Raw genomic sequence first — 20,087 nt, 5'->3', positions numbered from 1 at the left:
CGCCACTTCGCAAATCCTTATCGTCATCAACGTCATCCGGGGTCGAGGACGACCCGGCTCACACGTCACGCCATTCACACTAATCTCATGTCCAAGCACGACCACACCCACGACCATCACCACTCCAAACCCAAGTCGCAGTTCCACAAAGACTGGAAAACCTGGGTCGTCGTCGGCTTGATGCTCGCCGCGATGGCCATGTACGTCCTGTCCGACGACGAATCAATCCAACTCAGCTCCGACACATTGGGCCCCGCCGTGCCAGCGGCGGAATAACGAAGTAGGCCGGATCAAGCCCCTCGCCGATCCGGCAATTCACGCGTTGCGATTTCCTAGCGTGCCTCCATCGTGTCATTCCGAAGGGAGTGACACGACCGAGGAATCTGGTGTGCCTTGGCAGTCGCTAAGCCATTGATTTAAGCAAGGCTGCGCAATCTCACCAAATCACGACGTGGCCCTCATAAGCCACGTAGATTCCTCAGTCGCGGAGATCCTGTCGGAATGACACGCTAGGTGCGTCGTTGCAATTCTTGCCCACTTCGAATCCCCCGCAGGTGTCCCTCACTCTCCCCATCGACTAAACTCCTACCAACGCCTGAAACGTAGGAGCCACGCGATGCCGATGGACAACGAGCCGAACCCGGAGCCCCAACCCGCGCCTCCCACTCCGCCATCCCTCTCGTGGCTCACCCGCTGGAATCGCATTCCGCTCTACACCCGTATCGTCGTCGCGATGATCCTGGGCATCGTCGTCGGTCTTGTGCTTGGCGAGCGGGCCATCATGTTCGCGCTACCGAGTGAGATCATCCTGCGGCTACTGGGGGCGCTCGCGCCGCCTCTCATTCTCGTCGCGGTCGCCCACGTCATGATCACCACCGACATCCCCGGCCGCAAAGCCGCGCGGCTCGCGTGGCTGCTGGTGCTCAACACCACGGTCGCCGTGGTCATCGGCTTGACCGTCGCCAACGTCATGAGTCCCGGCACGTGGTCGAAACTCGACGCCCCCGCCGAAGAAAACGTCGAAGAGAAAGGGGAAGGCGCTGGTCAGAAAACTCCCCTCGAAGTGCTGGTCGAGAATGTCCCCCACAGCATCATAGGTCCTCTGGGCGACCAGCAGAACATCATCGGCGTGATCCTCATCGCCGTGGCGTTTGGCATCGCCATGCGCGGGGTCAAAGATCGCCCCGTCGCAACCGTCACCGATCTGGTCGAAATCGCGTATCAAACCCTGCTCACTGTTCTGCACTGGATCATCCAGCTCGTCCCGATCGGCGTGTTCTGCATCGTTGCCAAGGTCGTCGGCACCGAAGGCTTCGAGCCGTTCAAGGCCATGGCGGCGTTCGTCCTGGCCGTGCTCGTCGCCCTCGCGCTTCAAGCCACTTGGTACCTCGTTCGCATTCGCCTCTTCTCCTGGCCTCGCCCTTGGTACGTGCTGGTGGGCGTGCGCGACGCCCTGGTGATGGCCTTCTCCACGGCCAGCTCCACCGCCACCATGCCGGTCACCTACGCGTGCCTCAAGGACAACGTCAAACTTCGCGAGCAATCCGCCAGCCTCGGCTCACTCGTCGGCGCGAACTTCAACAACGACGGCACCGCACTCTACGAAGCGATGGCCGCGCTGTTCGTCGCCCAGCTACTGGGTCAGGATCTTTCGTTCGTCCAGCAGTTGATGGTCGTCTTCACCGCGATCATCGCCTCGGTCGGAGCCGCTGGTATCCCCGAAGCCGGCCTAGTGACCATGACCCTGGTCTTCAATGCCGTTGGCTTACCGCCGCAGTACATCATCCTGCTGTTCACCGTCGACTGGTTCCTCGACCGCTGCCGCACGACGATCAACGTCCTCGGCGACGTCAATGTAAGTTGCCTATTGGATGGCCGGACGCAAGCGAGTGCGACGTGAGTTAAGGGATACTCCCTTCGGCAAAATGCAGCGGTCTTCGCAATGTTCCACGACGTGGAAGCACATCAGAGCGAAGGGTCGCGTGAGAGTGACGAACGATCCGTAGCGCACCCTGGGCAAACTCTGCTTGCCACAAGCCGCGGACCCAAAATCGGGAATTGGAAGCTCACGCCACTTAATCCCGCCCACCCCGATCACTAAGGGGCACCCAAACTTTGTAGTGCGATCCCGTGCTGCCGACATCGGCGAAGGGGAGGAACTGCACTTGGCTCGTCGCATTCTCTTTTTGATTCACGACGTTCACGCGAAATGCTTGCGCGCTGGGCCAGTACTTGCGCGCTTTCGCCGCGGGTTCGGGAGTGATCTCAAGAGCCTCCAACTCGGTGCCTGCGAGCGCCAGAGACTCCAGCGGTATCTTCTGTTCTTTCGACAGCGCCTCCTCAGCAGCGAGCACGAGTGGGCCGTACATTAGCGCGGCCTTGCCCTTATTCATGTGGTCGCCAACCAGCACGCGAGGTTCCAGCTTAAGATCAACGTCAATCGAGTCGCCCGCGTGCCATACTTTCCGGAACGTCGCGTAACCACGCACGTCCTCTCGACCCTCGGCGGGTGTAAACTCCACGCTGTTGCACCACCCCGGAACTCGCACCTTCACCGCAAATTCACTCTGGACTTTCGGCGCGACAACAATGCGTACGTGGCCATCCGTTGGAAACACCGTCTCGATGGTCACCGTCACCGCCGTACCATCGCGGAGTATCAGGTCGATACTTCCCGGCTCAAAGAGATTGACCACCACGCCTTCGTCATCGGTCGTGACTGCCAACGTTGGCAGCAACGCCACGCCACGCGGGCCGCTCGACAAACAGCAATGCCCATCAAGCGTCGCGCTGTACGGCTTCTTCCCTTCCATCTCGACGTAATAGCCCCAGCCGGCACCATCGGGCTGCTGCGCGCCGAACAACTGATTGAGCGTGACGTGCTCAATTTGATCCGCAAAGCGTGCTTCGCCTGTTAGCCGCAGCAGTTGGAGATTGAACTGCAACCAAGTAACGGTCACACACGTTTCACCAACTTTTTCCACATTAGGCAGCACATACTCGTCTTGGAACAGCTCGTGGTGACTCGCGCCGCCAGTGGGATAGAGCCGATTGTCCACAATGTCCTGCCACGCCAGCAAACTGGCATCCAGTAGCTTGCGATCGCCGGTGGTCCGATAGAGTTCCAGCGCTCCATTGAGGCACGAGAGCATCTCATACGCCTTGGCATTCCCCACCTGGTGAACGCCCTTGCCCGCGAGCAATCGCGATACAATCTGCGGTCCGTTCTCTTGCTCCCACGCTCGCGTCAGGTAGTGGCAAAACTCCAGATAGCGAGGTTCCCCCGTCAGGCGATGCAGCAGCACCATCGGCTCCAGCACGCTGGTGGCCGCCATGCCCATGTGGCTGCCCGACGTGATGATGTCGCGTTGCCCAGGGCCATCGCCAAACTCGCGGCACAGCAGGTCAGCCATCCGGCGACACGTTGGCAACGGAGCCATGTTGCCCGTGTAACACATGTAAGTGATCAGACCAATCAAATTGTACTTGTGCGCCCACACGTCCCACTCGGTCCACCGCTCCGCCGGCAGATAGGTCCCCAAGTAGCCATCGTCCAACTGACACAAGCAGAGGGCCGCGGCGGCTTCGTCAAGCTTCGCGCGCAGCGCGGGGTCGCCCGTTTGAGCCCACGCCAGCGTGGCCGCGTGCAGCCACTTGCCGATGTGCTCGCCATCCCAAGCCTGGCGACCCGGACGCTTCTGATAACCCTCGAGCAGCCGCGCAATATCCATGGCCGCCAGACGATTACGTGCGTTCGCCTCCACCCGATGGCCCACCCAACCCGTCAGTTCCACTCGGTCGGGTATCACCATCTCTTGCTGATCGGCAACCTCGCAAGGGACCACTTCGGGTACCAGGGTGATGAACTCCGCCCCCTTCGCCCCGGCCATCCCTCCAAGGCACGCGGCAAATGCAAAGACCGGCAAGCTCCAATCCGACAAACGGCCATAAGTATTTTGCATGAGTAATGACGTCCCGGAATGAAGGTTCACCACCAGCAAGAACTGGGAACGAGACGGAACTCCAATTGCCCTCGAGCCCCTTCGCACCCCCCGCGGGCGTATTCTAGCAAGAGCCACGTACCGTTTCCACCAACACGAACCACACGCCACTCGCGAACGAACTGGGGAAGAGGACTAGGGTGAGCCAGCCCCGCGAGTGTGGGTCATTTCGACCGGAACCCTGCGACCGAGAAATCTCGCTAGGAGCTGAAAACACTGCGTCACTTCTCAAAGCTCGAACTACGAACTTCCAATAGTGGCTTAGTGCCCCTCCCACGCAAACCAGATTCCTCAGTCGCTCCACTCCTGTCGGAATGACACGCAAACGCGAGCCGGGGCGTCCCCGCCCCCGGAAACGCAAGCCCTGGCCACGTCCCGCCAACTAGTGTCATTTCGACAGGAGCTCCGTCGCGAGCGGGAGAGCATAAAGCAACTAAAGGCGGACGAGGGGTTGGTAGACTACTCGGGCTGAAGGCTTCACCCGCGCGAGCCGCCCGCGCATCGCCGAAATCCTCGCAACACTTGAGTCCATCGGCAAAGTCCGCCCGCTGGCCACGAGTAAGTACGTCGCGATCTAACTTCCTAGTGAGTGCCACTGCTGGCTTGTCGAGTGTTGCCTCGGTTTGGGACGACAACTACGGATACCTGCTTTCAGCAACTCGTCAGCTTGGAGCGGACCAGCAGTGTGACCGGGCATTCGCCACGGCACCTCCGGTAGTAGATTCACCCCATGATGGCGCATGTTCCATCACGCCCGTGTGGTGGCTACACTGGTGCGTTGACAGCAGCATGATCTCCAAACGAAGTTTAGGGCCAATGAATCGTCACCGACACCTTGTCGCGCTCGCGGGAATCGTTCTGCTCCCAACTCTTGCGCACGGCCTAGACCCTACGCCGCGATTCCGACTGACAGACCCCACGGCGTCTAGGGTTGGCGACGAATTTGGACAGTCTGCCGAAATCCAAGGAAACCGAATACTTGTCGGCGCTGGAGAAGATCCAAGTCATGCTCCAAGTGGCGGCCAGGCCTACCTCTTTGACTTAAAGGAAGGTCGCTACGTCCAAACCTTTCGGGATCCGACTCCCACGAATCACGACCGATTTGGTTTTGATGTCAGTCTGGATGGAGACGTCGTCTTAGTTGGGGCACCACAAGACATTTCGAAGGGGCTGAGCGTGGGGCAAGCGCACTTGTTTGAAGCATCCACAGGCAAATTGCTGCACACGCTAAACGATCCAACTCCAACCTCGTACGACGTTTTCGGAGTGTCCGTGTCCGTGCGGGGAGGGCACGCGTTGGTAGGCGCGCCTGGTGACGACACCTTCGGCACCATTGACGGCCCATTTGGTCCCGACGCCGGGCAGGCTCATCTGTTTGATGTAGCCTCAGGAACCCTCCTCCACACGTTCAACATACCATCGCCTACGGTAGTGGACCGTTTTGGTCAATCGGTTGCTCTGAGCGGCGGATACGCATTGATTAGCGCCGGTGGTTACGATGGAGACGGCTTTCTAAATTCAGGAGAGGCCTATCTGTTCGACACAACCAGCGGCATGCTTGTGCATACCTTTGAGAATCCAACGCCCGAAAACAATGCTGGGTTTGGAGGGGTTGTAGCGATGCACGGCGATTACGCCCTGATTGCAGACTTTGAGGGTCGTGGAAAAGCACACTTGTTCGACATAACTACCCGCGAATTAGTTCGAACCTTCGTCAATCCCGGCCGATCGACCTCTTACTTTGGACAGGCAATGGCGATGAACGATCACTTCGCACTGATCGGCGCGCCGATTGGAGGGGGAAGTGCGTACCTATTCGATCTGGCGAGTGGCGAACTTCTTCACACTTTCGCGAATCCAAGTCCCGAACAGTACGATAGGTATGCTATCGGTGTGGCGCTGGGGCCCCACCACGCTTTCGTAGGGCAGGTTCCGCATGCAGTGACGAGTCCTGTCTCAGGTGAGGCCTTTGTTTACTACGTTGTACCTGAACCCCCAGCCGCCACTCCTTTGATGCTAGCGATGGTACTCAGCTGCTGCCTGTTCCGCAGGATCGGCCCACGGTTCTCCACGGAGAGCTAGTCTCCAAACTCTGGCTCTGGATCCCCGCATCCACGGGGATGACGACTGCGTGCCAGCCAGTGCGGTAGGCAAGCCGACACCTATTACTTCGGCTGCCCGCGGGCGATAATAGGCAGGCTTCGTGGCACACGTAACTGGCAAGTCTCACACCGATGCGCAGCAAGGCCCCCGCAGATGCAAATGCACCGATTTCTCCTGGCGTTTCCGCTGCTGGTTGCCTCAGTAGGCTGTCAGAAAACAACGGGCGACGAGAGCCCCCCAGCGGGGCCAACCTCTCTATCCACCCCGGCCTCCCAGCCTCAGAATCCTCAATCCCAGACCTCCAAGCCCGAAGACTCCCTTACTATTCTGGCGTGGAATGTCGAGTCAGGCGGAGCCGACCCCAAGCTAAACGCTAAGCAGCTAGCCGCCTTCGACCAAAGCGACATTTACTGCCTCAGCGAAGTGCACCCATCCGATTTTGCAACGTACCGCGAGGCCCGTGGTAGTTCTTTTGCTTCGTTCGATTCGAAGTCGGGTGATGAAGATCGACTTCAGATTATCTACAACACCGACCGTTTCGAGATGCTGGAAGAACGGGAGTTGGAACGCTATCGCGACTACGTGCTCAACGACGGCCGTCACCGCTCGCCGATCTACGTCCGACTCAAAGATCGCAAGTCCGGAATAGAGTTCGTCGTGATGACCAACCACTTGGCTCGTGGCAACGAGAAGTTCAGAAATCAGCAGGCCATTGGACTGCGAGAGTGGGCGCGGGACCTGGCCCAGAGCGTTGGCGTCATCAGCATCGGCGACTTCAACATGGATTACAACTTCCAAGACCAACGTGGCAACGCTGCGCTTGCCGAAATGCTTCGGGACAACGTCTGGGTGTGGGCAAAGCCGAACCCATTGGTCGACACGAATTGGGACGACCGAGACAGGGATGGCAAGGACAACTATCCCGACTCCATGCTCGACTTCGCCTTCGTGGCCGGTCCCGCCAGTGAGTGGTCGCCAGAGTGTGAAGTCATTGTCCGCGACGGCGACTTCCCCGACGACAACACGACCAGCGATCATCGGCCCATCGAGTTGACTCTCTCACCCTTCTCGAATTAAAGAGCATCGGCCCGCTCGAAATATATCAAGGCATCGTCGATCCCGGCGAACGGAGGACGTTCCTTGATTCCCATGAGAGGCAGCGCAACATGTGGCTTCCCTTCGCTCCCACGCTCACGCGTGTGAACAAAGCATGGTGCCCTATCCTCAGCCGCGGAGCGGCGACAGCGCATAGCCTGTGGCGCAAGCCACAGGACAACGCCCCTCGCGTGCCCCAGAAGCCACGGAGTGGCGACAGCAAACGCACCATCGAGTGTGGCACCGACTTTCGGCCGATTCCTCTTTGTTACTTCGCAAACTCACGCCGGCCGCGTGTCCGTGTGCGCAGCACAAGAGGTCGCGCGGTGGTCTTCCGTGGCTGGTGCCTGCGGACGAGTTCTACGAGCCCCCAGTGAGTGGCGAATGGCAAGGCGCGTTCTATTTGGTCGCGCGCAACACAACACTTACTGGTTTTACCCCACCCAGCTAGCGTCCGAGCAAACATCGACGCCCGACACTCGATCGGCTATCATAGAACCGGTGCGGCCCCACCCCCAACCTCTGCCCCTTCCCCTCGGCGCCATGCCCCGCTTCGCTACGCTACTCATCGCCCTACTCGCCCTCGCGTCCTCCGCTAGCACCCACGCGCAGAGCGATCCCTCGAACTTCGAAACGGTGATCAATGTTCCCGGCGACGCGGTGCCAAGCACGATTGGGTCGAATACGCAGTTGAACTTGAGCGAAGATGGCACCGTTCCCTACTCCTTCACCGCCGGAGGTACCGCGGGAACGACTTCCAACATCGAGATCAACGTTACTGGAGGAACCATCGCGAGCGGCCCTCGATTCTTTTCGGGAACCACCGTCAACGTGAGTGGCGGCACGATTGGGGTCGATGCCATCTTTGCCGATGGATCCCAAGTCCACATGACAGGGGGCCGAATCGACAGACGGATGCGAATTGCCCAACAGTCCACCGTATACTTACAGGGCGGGACGATCGCGGACGAACTTGGCTTACAGGGTGGTGGCCGGCTCGTCGTCAGCGGCGGGGCCATCGGAGAGCGCGTCGCCTTCTACAGCCTCGGCGATGTAGAAATCCTCGGAGGCGAGTTTCAGCTCAACGGCACTCCCCACACCGCCAGCAGCATTACGTTGGGCCCTACTGATATTTTCACCGGTACCCTCGCCGATGGATCGTCGTTTTTGTTCACTCCTATCGTTGACGATGTCTTTCAAGAGGTACAGCTAGTCACCGTCCCCATGCCAACGCTCGACACGACGCCCATCGTCGTTGGCCCCGAGACTACGGGTCAACCTAGCGGACTTCGAGCTGGTCAGACACTCACGGTTATCGAGGGAGGGATTCTGGGTGATTACAGCGCGGTAGCGGGCGGCACACTTAACATCGAAGGGGGACACATAGGCGATGGTATCGAGGTGGCCTATGGGACGATGAATCTGCGGAGTGGTATTGCAGGTCGAATGGCGATCTTCGAAGGAGGCGTGGTCAACATCTCGGGCGGAACCGCCGAGGAAGGAATCAATACTTATGCCGGAAGTAAGCTGAATATCTCGGGCGGAACGATAGGCATCACGGGAACCAACGCAAGAGGTGTCCACCTTCGCACGGGAAGCGAAGTCACTGTAACCGGCGGCCATGTCGTCGGTCCGGTCGTGGTCGAAACGGATGCCGTGCTAAACGTGAGCGGCGGCAGCGTGAACCTTCGCCATCTGTCCGCCTGGAGCGCGCTCAATGTGTCTGGAGGGGAGGTCAGCCTTTACGAAGCGAACTTCGGAGTTAGAGTGAGCCTTACTGGAGGAACCTTGGGACGGAACTCTAATTTCGGTGGCATCCTCGAAATGACGGGGGGCGAGTTAGGACCAGGCTTTGGTTTTGGCCATGGAGCAGAAGGTAGAATTAGCGGCGGAACGCTCGGCCGCGCATTCACAGCCACCGCCGGATCTGTAGTGGAACTGGTTGGAGGTGACTTTCAACTAAACGGAGTTGAAATCGTTGATCCCACTGTATTGTTCGATCGCACGCTAAACATCGGCGACGTGTTCACGGGCACCTTGGCAGATGGATCGCCCTTTATCTTCACTCGACGGGATCAAGACACCCTCCACAATGTCACACTCACCCGTGTGACGCTACCCGCCATCGACACCACGCCACTTGTCATCGACTCTCCTTCGGCTATCGCTCCCAAAGGATTACGAGCGGGCCAGACGTTAACCCTTCATGAAGGCGGCGCGCTGGGCAACAGTTTTGCAATGCTAGATGCATCACTCCGTATCGAAGGGGGAAGCGTCGGTGAAGGGCTCGAATTTTCAAACAGCCAACTGGACGTGCGCGGCGGTCAAGTTGGCCACTACCTTCGTGCCACGCAAACCAGTCAAGTGTATATCAGCGGCGGCGCGATTGGCCGCGCACAGATCGACCTCGCATCCACGTTGAACATGTCGGGCGGCACGATCTCCGAACTAGCAGCCAGCAGCCAGAGCATCATCAATCTGTCGGGGGGAACCATACAGTATGATCTGGTTGTTCTCGACAGTACCCTCAATCTCTACGGTTCTAACTTCCAGATCAATGGAGTTCCAATAGGTGGCCTGGAGCTCGGCGAGACCGAGACAATCGAGGTCACCCACGGCATGCAGCTCACCGGCACCTTGGCGGATGGCTCGCCTTTCGACCGTCGATTGACCACTGATTCGCGGGCCAACTTTCTTGGTACCCTCACCGTCACCCTGACCCTCCCCGGCGACTTCAATACGGATGGCGTTGTCGACCTCGCCGACTACACCGTGTGGCGAGACCACCTCGGTAGCGACATCACCCTGCCCGGCGACCTCACCCCCGGCGCCGTCACCCAGGACGACTACGATCTGTGGAAGTCGCACTTCGGCGAAGTCTTCACTCCAAGCGCGCCCATTAGCTCCACTCAGGTCCCCGAGCCATCGGCAACACTCCTGCTACTCGGCGGAATTGCGAGTTACTTGCTTTTCGCGAGAGCCAATCCCGCAGCAGCTAACTGAACTGGCTAACGAGAGTCTCGCTCCATCGTTTCCGCCTCTTCGTCGAGTCGCGGAAATCCATAGAGCACCTCCCCACGCTGAACCGAGTCCTTGGGGCCAGCTTCGATCGCCAACACCACTCGGTCGCCCATCACTTGTTCCACACGAACAAGTGCATGCTCTCCCAGGCGAATGGATTCCCCGATGGAACGGCTGATCACAATCATGGCGACCCCCTTTTGAGCAACATGCCTGCAACGCGGTGTTCCAGCATTATCACTCCCCCCTCCAGCGACGGCTAGGAACCGAGCACGGCGAAGATCGATGCTAGCAACCAAAGCACCCACACCGTGAACCAGATCGCCACCATGATGTAGATGCACCCGACGTTCTTGGAGATTTGCTCCAACTGCTGGCCCTGACGTTGCATCTCGGTGAACATCTCGCCCTGCAGCTCCATCCACTCTCTGGCCGCCTCTACGAGCAAGTGGATCTCCGGCGCCTCCTGGGCATCTTCCATCGCCGTGGCCGTTGGCGGTGCGATGGGATGCGTAGGAAACATCGGCGCCGGCTTTGTCCCTACAGGAAGCCGGATTGATGCCGAGCATCCTGGGCATCGAATCCCCTTGCCGGCCAGATGCCCCAGCGCTTGCCCCGTACGACCACACCGCGGACATTGATAGTTGATTAACATGAGCGGTAGTGTAGCACACTTCCTACCCTCGTTCCCACGCTCCGCGTGGGAATGCATGCCCCGCCGCTCCGCGGCCCGAAGCAAACCCGGTGGCACGGACACTCGGCCGCAAGTTGCGTTGCTACTTCCCGGTTTACAGCCGCCGAGCGGCGATGGCGCATAGCCTGTGGCGCAAGCCACAGGACTCGGTGCCCTCAGCACCACGAAAGCCCTGGAGGGGCGACAGCGGACGCACCCTAGGGATTGCGGCGCCCTGATGTCTGCCGAACTCACGGGCGGGTTCCGACGAATACTCCGTGGCGATCCTCGCTGCCGCCGCTCCGCGGCTTACGATGACGCGTTGCACCCCCAACTAGGCTCGCGCCCCTGGCTATGCGCTGTCGCCGCTCCGCGGCTAGTTGCGTCGCTGGCGATCGCAAGCTGGAAGCTTACGCGACCTGATTTTCGCGCCCCGCCAAACATTTCCCACAAAATGGCCACACGTACACATTGCCCCTTGATAGACGCGTGTACATCTGCTACAATACACCCTGTTCGTCCCACTCGTGGGGCGTACAGCGGCCGTTGGCCGGATCAAGCCTGCGGCGATTCACGCTTAACCTTCTCCTCCCCCCTAACCACTCGCCAAACACACCGTAGCCACGAAGTGGCGCGCTTCGACAGCCCAGGACAAAATCCTGGGGCCTCCTCCATAACCCCAACCCTAGTCCCTAAGGGACGCGCTATCGGTGCGCAAGTAGGTGAGTTATCGCGCTCTTTCGGAGCTAATCGCTTCGCGTCTTTGCGCCTTGGCGTGAGAAAACATTTAACCTACACACCCCAAGAAGACATGGTGCGTGCTAACAACTTCTACACGTTTAGCGCTGGGTCGGCGCGGAGCTTGACCCGGCCTACGCGCCTTGGCGTGAGCAGCGAAATGGAACGCCCACTCGCAAACTCCGCCCCCACCCCAGCCCTCCCCCGATGGCGTCGTTGCGACTCATGCGTCATCGATCACAGCGCTATTTGCGCAACGACTTGGGGGAGGGGGTAAGAAACGAGTAAAGTCGCACCTGCGGTTTACCCCTGCGACATTACTCCGTTCCATCCCACGAGCAAACAACGACTTCATCCGAGAAAACACGACACTTTTTGACGCCCGCCCGAATGCCTGCGAAGAGTAAAGTCGCACCCAATGAAAAAGTCGCCAAAGTGGGACTTTATTCGCGCGCGAGGGAGGTTGCTCAGGGGCGTGGGCGACCACGGCCCTTATGGGCCCCGCTCGCCTGGGAGCTTACTTGAAAAGGTGCTGGATTGCCTGAAAACCTTGCGATTCCGATGCTTGTAAATACCCCGTCCCCATCCTTATACTGTGGTGCTACCTGTTTCAGGGCAATGTTTACCTTTTGAGTGGAGATTTTCTCGTGGCTTCAGGCAAGTACCTATTCACCAGCGAAGCGGTGAGCATGGGCCATCCCGACAAGTTGGCCGATCAGATTTCCGACGGCGTTTTGGACGCCCTGTTCGCTCAGGACCCGATGAGTCGCGTTGCCTGCGAAACCATGGTGACGACAGGCGTGGTCGTGATCGCTGGCGAAATCTCCACCGAAGCCACGGTCGACATGCAAAAGATCGTCCGCGAAGTGATCAAGGACGTCGGCTACACCGACTCGGCCATGGGCATCTCCGCCGACCACTGTGCGGTGATGGTCGCGATCGACGAGCAATCGCCTGACATCGCGATGGGCGTGAACGACGACGCCGCGGCTGGCAAGGACATCGGCGCGGGCGACCAAGGCCTGATGTTCGGCTACGCGTGCAACGACACTCCCGAACTGATGCCGCTGCCGATTGCCCTGTCGCACCGCATCCTCAACCGCCTGACCGAAGCCCGCAAGTCGGGCGAAATGGCTTGGTTGCGTCCGGACAGCAAGAGCCAAGTGACGGTGGAGTACGAGGAGAACACCCCCCTGCGTATCGACACCGTGGTCGTCAGCACCCAGCACGACGAGAGCGTGCTGACCAAAGATGGCAAGCTGATGGACGAAGCCTCGAAGCAGGAAATCATCAAGAAGATCATCAATCCGACGCTCGGCGAATGGCTGAACGACGACATCACCTACCACATCAACCCGACCGGCAAGTTCGTGGTCGGTGGTCCTCACGGCGACTGCGGTCTCACCGGTCGTAAGATCATCGTCGACACCTACGGCGGCTGGGGCCGTCACGGCGGTGGTGCATTCAGCGGCAAGGACCCCACAAAGGTCGACCGCTCGGCCGCTTACATGGCCCGCTACGTGGCGAAGAACATCGTCGCCTCGGGTCTCGCCGACCGCTGCGAAGTGCAGCTGGCCTACGCCATCGGCGTTTCGGAGCCCGTCAGCGTGTACGTGGACACCGAAGGGACTGGCCGCATCGACGATGCGTTGATCTGCGAGCTGGTGAAGGAGCACTTCCCGCTCACGCCGGCTGGCATTATCAAGCATCTGGAACTCCGCCGCCCGATCTATCGTAAGACGGCCGCTGGTGGGCACTTCGGTCGCTCGGAACCCGAGTTCACTTGGGAAAAGACCGACAAAGCCAAGGTGCTGGCTGAGGCCGCCGAAGGCGCTGCCGCGGCAACCTAGTGAAACAGGGCGGGCTGTTTTTTGTCCGAATCGGCAGAAAACGGTTGAAAGCTAGTCCTCGCCCTGCGACATTGTGAGCATATCGAGTACGAAAGGCCGACCATGGCGTGCCCGCACGCCGCTGCCCATTGCTAGGCGTCGTGCTCGAGTACCTTATACTGCTGCCTGCTTGATGAAAGTTGCCCAGCGAGAATCTGCTGGCCAAACGCTGGTGCCGCGCTTCAGGCCCGTTCGGGTTCCAGTTGCGACCATCGCGCTTGGTCTGGTGAGTGGCATGGGTTTGGGGGTCGCTGCGTTCCATGCAGGCTACCCAGACCTCCAGTCACTTGCCCTGTCGTCCACCCTTGCCACGGCGGTGGTGCTCCTGCTGCTGGTTTCGATCAGCCGCAACCCCGCCGCCTGGCAGATTTTTGGACCTTGGTTCCAGGCTGCGAGTTGTTCCGGGCTGTTGCTCGCAAGCGTCCCAGCCCGCCGTAACTCGCCCAGTCACGGGAAGGGCGCTTTGGGCAAGGAATCGATCCCCGCTCCGCACTTGGAGTCGTTCGATCCCGAGGACGAACCAGAGCTCGAACCCGAAGAGGACGGCGAAGTCGTGCTTCAGCACGTGGTCCGCGTTCGCGACGCCAGCGGCCGCGAGTACGTGCACGCCACGCTTCGCGGCGAGATGGAAGCGGGTGCTCGGCGAACCACGCTGCACTTGGGCTTTTGCCCTCCGCTGGCAACGCGGCCTGAAGTCGAGGCCGAGATCATGGAAGGTCCTGCGGGAATCGCCAAAGTGGTCCAGGCGCTCCACAATGGAGTGCAGATTGAGGTGGAACTGGACGAAGCTTCGCTCGAAGCAACCGTCATCACCGTCGAGGTAGCCGCGTCGGAGACGCAGGAGTAAGGAATCAGTCAGCATCGCATAGGATTAGGCGAAGACACGCACCGCACGGCGGCGGGAGGTCCCTTGGTGCTCGGCGGAATCGAGATTCCGCACGACCACCATCTGGCGGGGCATAGCGACGCCGACGTGCTGCTACACGCTCTGACGGATGCTCTGCTCGGTGCGCTCGCCCTGCCCGACATTGGCGCGCTGTTCCCCAACACGGTCGAGGAAAACCGCGGCCGGGCGTCGGTCGATTTCTTGAAGGCGGCGTACGCGAAGGTCCAGGAGCTCGGCTACGAACTGGTGAACGCCGACTGCGTGATCGCGGCTCAGGTGCCGAAACTAAGTCCCTACAAAGACGCCATGCGGCACTCGATTGCTGGCATGCTCGGCGTCAGCCCCCTGTCGATTGGCATCAAGGCCAAAACAGGCGAGGAAGTCGGCCCCGTGGGGCGGTGCGAGGCGATCGAAGCCCGGGCCGTCGTGCTGCTCGAAAAGACCTCGAAGTAACCGAACTTCGTACTTGCAACCGGGTGTTGCCCTTTTCCTCGACCCGCCTGAGGCTTTACCTTAGACGGCTCTCAACTTGACTACTTCGTTTACTCACCCCGGCCCTTACGGGCCCGGCTCGCAATTATGTCCACGACTGCCCATCCTACGCTGCAGGTTTACAACACGCTCACCAAGAAGAAGTCGCCCTTCGAAACCGTCGAGCCGGGCAAGGTGGGCATCTACCTTTGCGGACCCACCGTCTACGCCGAGGCCCACATTGGTCACATGGTCGGGCCCGTGATTTTCGACTGCATCAAGCGCTATCTCGTGTACTGCGGTTACGACGTGACCTGGGTCGTGAACATCACCGACGTCGACGACAAGCTGATTCACAAAGCCAACGAGCGCGGCATCACGATGCTCGAGGTGGCGGAAGAGAACATCGCCGACTACCAGAAGAACCTCGCATCGCTGGGCGTCGATCAGATCGACGTGTTCCCGCGCGCGACCGAGTGCATGCCCGAAATCATTTCGATTGTCGAAGAGCTAGTCGCCAAGGGCTTCGCCTACGCCTCCGAAGGCGATGTGTATTTCGACGTTGGCAAGGATCGCGAGTACGGCAAGCTATCGAATCGTTCGGTCGAAGCGATGCAAGGCGAAGGTGGTGGCACGGCGGATCGCAAGAAGAACCCCGCCGACTTCGCGCTCTGGAAATCGGCGAAACCGGGCGAACCGAGTTGGGACAGTCCGTGGGGCAAAGGTCGCCCCGGCTGGCACATCGAGTGCTCGGCGATGAGCAAAAAGATTCTCGGCGAGACGTTCGACATCCACGGCGGCGGACTCGACCTCGTGTTTCCCCACCATGAGAACGAAATCGCCCAGAGCGAGTGCTGCCACGGCAAGCCGATGGTGAAGTACTGGGCACACAACGGATTGCTGCGTAAGGACAACGCTGCCGGCAAGATCGGCGGCAAGAGCGATCGCGGCGCAAACGAAGCCCCCCCTGCGGACGAAGCGGGTGGCAAGATGAGCCGCAGCGCGGGAGCAGGTGGACTTCAAAAGCTGATCGACCGCCAAGGTGGCGAACGGATTCGGTTCTTCCTGCTTCGCACGCACTACCGCAGCACCGTGCTGTTCAGCGAGCCCGCCATCGAAGAAGCGGCAATTGGGCTTGAGTCGTTCTATCGTCTCATCAAGCGTTACAAGCGAATCACGGGTGCCGACTTCTATTCGATCTCGGCACCGACCAGGCGTGGCGCGCCGGCGATGGACCTGGGGGACAACCCTGCGCTCGCCGCGGCGACGGAGTGCAAGCGAAAGTTCCTTGCCTCGATGGACGACGACTTCAACACCGGTGGCGCGATTGGCGAGCTGTTTGAACTCGCCAAGCTGACTAACAAGTACTGCGACGACGCTCAGCTCGAAGGCGCCGGGGCGAGCGATGCCGCGAGCATCGCGACGCTCGGGCTATTGATGGAGACGATCAAAGAGTTGTCGAACGTGCTAGGGTTGTTTTTGGAACCGCCGGCTTCCGCCGGTGGCTCGGATGAGTTGCTCGGTCAGGTGATGCAGCTGGTGATCGACCTACGCGCGAAAGCCCGCACGGCAAAGAATTTTGGGATGGCCGACGCGATTCGCGACGGCCTGGTGCCTACTGCGATCACGCTCGAAGACCGAGGCGGCGGCACCGAGTGGACGGGCGGCAACGAGGGTTCGCTCGAAGGGGTGATGAAGATGCTGATCGAACTGCGTCAGTCGTCCCGTGCCAACAAAGACTTCGCGACGGGTGACGCGATTCGCGATCGACTCAAGGACCTGGGCGTGGTGCTCGAAGACCGCGCGGGCGGAACCGAGTGGACGCGAGGGTAGATGTGTTTGTAGCCGGATTCGCAAGAATTCGGGCGGAGCTAGGCTGCACATCACAACGGGACTACGGAAGGGAGCAAGGATGACGGACACATCCAAAAGACGATGGCGACCTTTTCGGTTCTCGATCCGTGGGCTGCTTTTGCTGACGTTGGTTCTCTGCTGCGTACTTGCCTACCGGTTGCAGCCGCTACTGGAAGCCCGCCAGTTCGCGGCGGACGCCAGATCGGCGAACGTCGATACGGTCGTCGCTCGCCTGCCATCGGATAGGCAGGACGAAGTTCGGTTGTGGTTATGCAAGGGCAATCGCAGCACTTGGCACGCAGAGATCGTTGACAGCCCGTGGCAAGTGATCGTGACGGGAAAATGCACCGTCATCGTTCACGTTCGATGGAGTCAGTTCTCGGCCTCCGGAAGCGACGACGTGGTAGCAACCTTCACTCCTCGCGATGTCCCCACACTGGAACTGCGCGAAACAAGCCGCGAGTTGACGGCCATCACGATTATTTGAGCCCCTATGAAAATCCTCCGCATCGATCCTGGCCTCAACACTACGGGCTACGGCCTGATTGAAGCGTCGGGCAAGCGGGCGCGATTGGTCGAGGCGGTGCTTAAATTAACAAGGAGCGCCTCCGTGGATTTACATCCGCTAACGAACTGGCTGCCAAGACGATTCTCGATTGGCGGAATGTTGCTTTTGACGCTAGCTCTCAGTTGCTTGCTGGCCTGGCGACTGCAACCACTTTACGACGCGCGTCGATTCGAGCGCGAGAGAAATGCAATGACAACGGAGGAGGTGCTGGCATTACTTCAGCCTGACGAGCGCGGCAAGAACGCTCGCCACCAATTCGAGATTGGCCCTGGGAGAGTCACCGATAGCCCTTGGCAGGTGCTGTGGGCGGGGAAATGCCATGTGGAATATGACGCGAATTGGTCGGAGCACATCCCCCAACATCCACTGCTGGAGGGCAAGTGCAGTGGACCTCTCCTCGTCGAATTCTCTACGTCCCGGGATCCGGCAGCGCGACTCATGCCGTACGTGTGGGGTGCCAGTATTAGCTTTTTTCGCTAGCATCGATCGTCAGAAGTATTGGGTGCTAAATTCACTAACGGCATTTGCATCGTCAACCTTTTTGTCTCTATGAAAATCCTCGGCATCGATCCTGGCCTCAACACCACGGGCTACGGCGTGATTGAAGCGTCGGGCCGGCGGGTGCGGCTGGTCGAGGCGGGTGTCGTGCGCGGTGGGAGTTCGGCGAATCGGACGCTGGCGGAACGTGTGGCGGAAGTTTATCGCGGGGTGACCGAGGTGATTGAGTCGCACTCGCCCGCGGTGATGGCGATTGAAGAGCTTTACTCGCACTACGAACGCCCAAAGACGGCCATTCTGATGGGCCACGCGCGAGGTGCCATTATCTTGGCTGGCCAACTTGGCGGCCTACAAGTAAATCATTACGCGGCGACGCAGATCAAGAAAACGCTCACCGGCAATGGCCGCGCGCCGAAGGTACAGATGCAGGCCGCTGTGACGCGCGAGCTGGGCCTGAAAGAAACCCCCGAGCCCCCCGACGTGGCCGACGCGCTGGCGATCGCGATGACGCACTGGTTCCTGAGCCGGCTGGTGATGAACCGGGAGTAGAGAGGTGTTGGTCTAGCCACGGATGGGCACGGATGAAACACGGATTGTGAGCTAGCTGGCGAAGTCGGGATGAACAGGAGGGAACGGAGGGAACAGAGAATGCGAAGGGCACGGGTTTTTGTGGACTGGATAGGTGCAGATCGGGTCAATCGGCTATAAGGAAGTTAGCCATCAACTTCTCTTGTGAAATTGACCATGAACGCCTTCGACCGAATCACAATCGACCCCGCAGTACTGTCCGGCCAGCCTTGCATCCGAGGCATGAGGCTAACAGTCCGCCGTGTTCTCGAAGCGGTAGCCCTCTATCCCAATCGCGAAGAACTCGCGCGTGAGTATCCCGAGTTAGAGGAAGAGGACATTCGCCAAGCTCTGGCGTTCGATGTCGCAGCAACTGAAGATGGCGACAATCAAAAGTCTCGCGAGATAGCTCAATAGGTTTACGTTTACTCTATGCGAACCTTTGTCACCTTCACTCATGCAACTTTCGATACGGAGGGGGAGCTGTTGACCTAGATAATCCCAACTGCCTCGGCGACGAACCAGCTCGGATGGTGCTGGATGGTTTGCGCTCCACACCAACGATTCGAGTTCGATTAGAGCCAGTAATGGAAGACTGGGGATGGGCATCATTGATCAAGCTGCAGAACCGACCTTTCTTGTTGGGGTTCGGCGGTTACGAAGTGGACGGCGAAGACGTTTGGCTCATTTTTGTTCAGTCGCAATTGCCGTTCTACAAACGTTGGATCGGAACTCGCGACGACAGCGAACTAGCTGCACTATGCGTCGCGATTCACAAAGTGCTTGCATCGAACACCGAAGTCTCAGACATTCGTTGGTATCGCGACGATGACTTCTTCAAGGGGAAGGAGGGAGACTGGACCGCTACCCCTGATGGCTAACATACCGACTCGATCGAAGGGGGTGCTCCCGGACCGCGTGGCGGTCCGGCTAGGGAGTTGCTAAGATTGCACGCTTCCAACTTCCCTACCTGAGCCCTCCCCCGCGATGATCACCAAAATCACTGGACGATTGGTTGCCCTGGCGGGCGATGCGTTGACGCTGGCTGTGGGGGCGTTTGAGTACGAGGTGCTCATCCCCGAGTTCACCCGCCGGCAGTTGCAGGACTCGATCGGCAAAGAGACCATGCTCCACACCATCGAGTACATGGATGGAGACCCCTCGCGCGGGCGAATGACGCCGCGGATGGTGGGGTTTGCGCTCAGCATCGAGCGCGAGTTCTTCGAGCTCTTCTGCCAGGTCGATGGCGTCGGCGTGAAGAAGGCGCTGCGGGCGATGGTTCGGCCGGTGCAAGAAGTCGCCGCGCTGATCGAAGATCAGGACGCCAAGGGTCTCGCCGCTCTGCCGGGCATTGGCCCCGCGACGGCCGAGCGGGTGATTGCCAAGCTGCGGCGGAAGGTGCCGAAGTTCGCGCTCCTCATTGGCCGCGACTCACCCGACGTTGCACCCCGCGAACTCGATCTGGCGAGCGAGGCGTTCGAGACCTTGCGAGCCCTGGGGCACAGCGAGTCGGACGCTCGGCGACTGCTGGACGACGCGTTCGGCCGGAAGAAGAAGTACAAGGATGTCGAGGAATTGCTGCGGAGTGTGTACGAGAACCGGTGAGGTGGCTGGCAGGAAGCGAAACAGGGTGGTACCAGGGGCTGGCCGGGGGGCTTGCGCCCCGCCGCTATTAGGCTGGTACTAGGGCGAATACCCCATTCTGGGGCCGGCGGGCGATGAA

18 protein-coding genes and 1 pseudogene are annotated in these 20,087 nt (G+C 59.7%); 16 read left to right on the top strand and 3 right to left on the bottom strand.

The features are described from left to right. Positions 1 to 87 precede the first annotated feature (87 nt). Positions 88 to 276: a hypothetical protein gene (locus tag SH292x_RS03990; protein WP_442484290.1), complete on the top strand. Its 189-nt coding sequence runs from the start codon at positions 88 to 90 to the stop codon at positions 274 to 276. A 340-nt stretch (positions 277 to 616) separates the two neighbouring features. After that, a complete protein-coding gene (locus SH292x_RS03985; RefSeq protein WP_442484289.1) occupies positions 617 to 1,900 on the top strand; it encodes a dicarboxylate/amino acid:cation symporter in 1,284 nt (427 codons plus the stop codon). Positions 1,901 to 2,075: 175 nt separating this feature from the next. Here SH292x_RS03985 and SH292x_RS03980 read toward each other — a convergent pair whose 3' ends face one another. Next, a complete protein-coding gene (locus tag SH292x_RS03980) occupies positions 2,076 to 3,962 on the bottom strand; it encodes a glycoside hydrolase family 127 protein (RefSeq protein ID WP_442484288.1) in 1,887 nt (628 codons plus the stop codon). An 828-nt stretch (positions 3,963 to 4,790) separates the two neighbouring features. Here SH292x_RS03980 and SH292x_RS03975 point away from each other — a divergent pair. The 4 genes and pseudogenes from SH292x_RS03975 to SH292x_RS03960 form a co-directional block, all read left to right on the top strand. Further along, positions 4,791 to 5,366, top strand: a pseudogene (locus tag SH292x_RS03975) (hypothetical protein); the annotation flags it as partial. 66 nt (positions 5,367 to 5,432) lie between these two features. Next, positions 5,433 to 6,083 (top strand): FG-GAP repeat protein, encoded by a 651-nt coding sequence (locus tag SH292x_RS03970; protein WP_442485844.1) that lies wholly within the window; start codon positions 5,433 to 5,435, stop codon positions 6,081 to 6,083. 180 nt (positions 6,084 to 6,263) lie between these two features. Then, complete coding sequence (locus SH292x_RS03965; RefSeq protein WP_442484287.1) at positions 6,264 to 7,181, top strand: endonuclease/exonuclease/phosphatase family protein; 918 nt, start codon at positions 6,264 to 6,266, stop codon at positions 7,179 to 7,181. 561 nt (positions 7,182 to 7,742) lie between these two features. After that, positions 7,743 to 10,202 carry a hypothetical protein gene (locus SH292x_RS03960; protein WP_442484286.1) on the top strand — a complete coding sequence of 820 codons (2,460 nt, stop codon included), beginning with the start codon at positions 7,743 to 7,745 and terminating at the stop codon, positions 10,200 to 10,202. Positions 10,203 to 10,207: 5 nt separating this feature from the next. Here SH292x_RS03960 and SH292x_RS03955 read toward each other — a convergent pair whose 3' ends face one another. Then, entirely contained in the window at positions 10,208 to 10,408 is a 201-nt protein-coding gene (locus SH292x_RS03955; protein WP_442484285.1) for a carbon storage regulator, read from the bottom strand. 71 nt (positions 10,409 to 10,479) lie between these two features. Next, the gene (locus SH292x_RS03950; RefSeq protein WP_442484284.1) at positions 10,480 to 10,743 is read right to left on the bottom strand and encodes a hypothetical protein; all 264 of its coding nucleotides are present in this window, start codon (positions 10,741 to 10,743) and stop codon (positions 10,480 to 10,482) included. Between the two features lie 1,577 nt (positions 10,744 to 12,320). Between SH292x_RS03950 and metK the strand changes: the two genes are divergently transcribed. From metK to ruvA, 10 genes are all read left to right on the top strand, one after another. Further along, on the top strand, positions 12,321 to 13,481 hold the full coding sequence (metK, locus tag SH292x_RS03945) for a methionine adenosyltransferase (RefSeq protein ID WP_442485843.1): 1,161 nt from the start codon (positions 12,321 to 12,323) through the stop codon (positions 13,479 to 13,481). Positions 13,482 to 13,653: 172 nt separating this feature from the next. Further along, entirely contained in the window at positions 13,654 to 14,367 is a 714-nt protein-coding gene (locus tag SH292x_RS03940) for a hypothetical protein (protein WP_442484283.1), read from the top strand. 3 nt (positions 14,368 to 14,370) lie between these two features. Further along, complete coding sequence (ispF, locus tag SH292x_RS03935) at positions 14,371 to 14,859, top strand: 2-C-methyl-D-erythritol 2,4-cyclodiphosphate synthase (RefSeq protein WP_442485842.1); 489 nt, start codon at positions 14,371 to 14,373, stop codon at positions 14,857 to 14,859. Between the two features lie 126 nt (positions 14,860 to 14,985). Continuing rightward, a complete protein-coding gene (cysS, locus tag SH292x_RS03930; RefSeq protein WP_442484282.1) occupies positions 14,986 to 16,710 on the top strand; it encodes a cysteine--tRNA ligase in 1,725 nt (574 codons plus the stop codon). Between the two features lie 79 nt (positions 16,711 to 16,789). Continuing rightward, complete coding sequence (locus SH292x_RS03925) at positions 16,790 to 17,218, top strand: hypothetical protein (protein ID WP_442484281.1); 429 nt, start codon at positions 16,790 to 16,792, stop codon at positions 17,216 to 17,218. 6 nt (positions 17,219 to 17,224) lie between these two features. Beyond that, a complete protein-coding gene (locus tag SH292x_RS03920; RefSeq protein ID WP_442484280.1) occupies positions 17,225 to 17,779 on the top strand; it encodes a hypothetical protein in 555 nt (184 codons plus the stop codon). 69 nt (positions 17,780 to 17,848) lie between these two features. Continuing rightward, the gene (gene ruvC / locus SH292x_RS03915; protein ID WP_442484279.1) at positions 17,849 to 18,346 is read left to right on the top strand and encodes a crossover junction endodeoxyribonuclease RuvC; all 498 of its coding nucleotides are present in this window, start codon (positions 17,849 to 17,851) and stop codon (positions 18,344 to 18,346) included. A gap of 195 nt (positions 18,347 to 18,541) precedes the next feature. Further along, on the top strand, positions 18,542 to 18,781 hold the full coding sequence (locus tag SH292x_RS03910; RefSeq protein ID WP_442484278.1) for a DUF433 domain-containing protein: 240 nt from the start codon (positions 18,542 to 18,544) through the stop codon (positions 18,779 to 18,781). Between the two features lie 170 nt (positions 18,782 to 18,951). Further along, the gene (locus tag SH292x_RS03905; RefSeq protein ID WP_442484277.1) at positions 18,952 to 19,245 is read left to right on the top strand and encodes a hypothetical protein; all 294 of its coding nucleotides are present in this window, start codon (positions 18,952 to 18,954) and stop codon (positions 19,243 to 19,245) included. Positions 19,246 to 19,351: 106 nt separating this feature from the next. Next, on the top strand, positions 19,352 to 19,969 hold the full coding sequence (gene ruvA / locus SH292x_RS03900; RefSeq protein ID WP_442484276.1) for a Holliday junction branch migration protein RuvA: 618 nt from the start codon (positions 19,352 to 19,354) through the stop codon (positions 19,967 to 19,969). Positions 19,970 to 20,087: the final 118 nt, after the last annotated feature.

Source organism: Aeoliella fuhlenseeensis, assembly GCF_052161615.1.
Taxonomy (GTDB): Bacteria; Planctomycetota; Planctomycetia; order Pirellulales; family Lacipirellulaceae; genus Aeoliella.
The sequence above is the reverse complement of the archived record's forward strand: the minus strand, read 5'-3'. Positions and strand labels throughout refer to the sequence as shown.

Bases quoted from the DNA above. Each gene is read 5' to 3' on its own strand.
- SH292x_RS03990 (WP_442484290.1), top strand. From the start codon at position 88: ATGTCCAAGCACGACCACACCCACGACCATCACCACTCCAAACCCAAG.
- SH292x_RS03985 (WP_442484289.1), top strand. From the start codon at position 617: ATGCCGATGGACAACGAGCCGAACCCGGAGCCCCAACCCGCGCCTCCC.
- SH292x_RS03980 (WP_442484288.1), bottom strand. From the start codon at position 3,962: ATGCAAAATACTTATGGCCGTTTGTCGGATTGGAGCTTGCCGGTCTTT.
- SH292x_RS03965 (WP_442484287.1), top strand. From the start codon at position 6,264: ATGCACCGATTTCTCCTGGCGTTTCCGCTGCTGGTTGCCTCAGTAGGC.
- SH292x_RS03960 (WP_442484286.1), top strand. From the start codon at position 7,743: ATGCCCCGCTTCGCTACGCTACTCATCGCCCTACTCGCCCTCGCGTCC.
- SH292x_RS03955 (WP_442484285.1), bottom strand. From the start codon at position 10,408: ATGATTGTGATCAGCCGTTCCATCGGGGAATCCATTCGCCTGGGAGAG.
- SH292x_RS03950 (WP_442484284.1), bottom strand. From the start codon at position 10,743: ATGTTTCCTACGCATCCCATCGCACCGCCAACGGCCACGGCGATGGAA.
- metK (WP_442485843.1), top strand. From the start codon at position 12,321: ATGGGCCATCCCGACAAGTTGGCCGATCAGATTTCCGACGGCGTTTTG.
- SH292x_RS03940 (WP_442484283.1), top strand. From the start codon at position 13,654: ATGAAAGTTGCCCAGCGAGAATCTGCTGGCCAAACGCTGGTGCCGCGC.
- cysS (WP_442484282.1), top strand. From the start codon at position 14,986: ATGTCCACGACTGCCCATCCTACGCTGCAGGTTTACAACACGCTCACC.
- SH292x_RS03925 (WP_442484281.1), top strand. From the start codon at position 16,790: ATGACGGACACATCCAAAAGACGATGGCGACCTTTTCGGTTCTCGATC.
- SH292x_RS03920 (WP_442484280.1), top strand. From the start codon at position 17,225: ATGAAAATCCTCCGCATCGATCCTGGCCTCAACACTACGGGCTACGGC.
- ruvC (WP_442484279.1), top strand. From the start codon at position 17,849: ATGAAAATCCTCGGCATCGATCCTGGCCTCAACACCACGGGCTACGGC.
- SH292x_RS03910 (WP_442484278.1), top strand. From the start codon at position 18,542: ATGAACGCCTTCGACCGAATCACAATCGACCCCGCAGTACTGTCCGGC.
- SH292x_RS03905 (WP_442484277.1), top strand. From the start codon at position 18,952: ATGGAAGACTGGGGATGGGCATCATTGATCAAGCTGCAGAACCGACCT.
- ruvA (WP_442484276.1), top strand. From the start codon at position 19,352: ATGATCACCAAAATCACTGGACGATTGGTTGCCCTGGCGGGCGATGCG.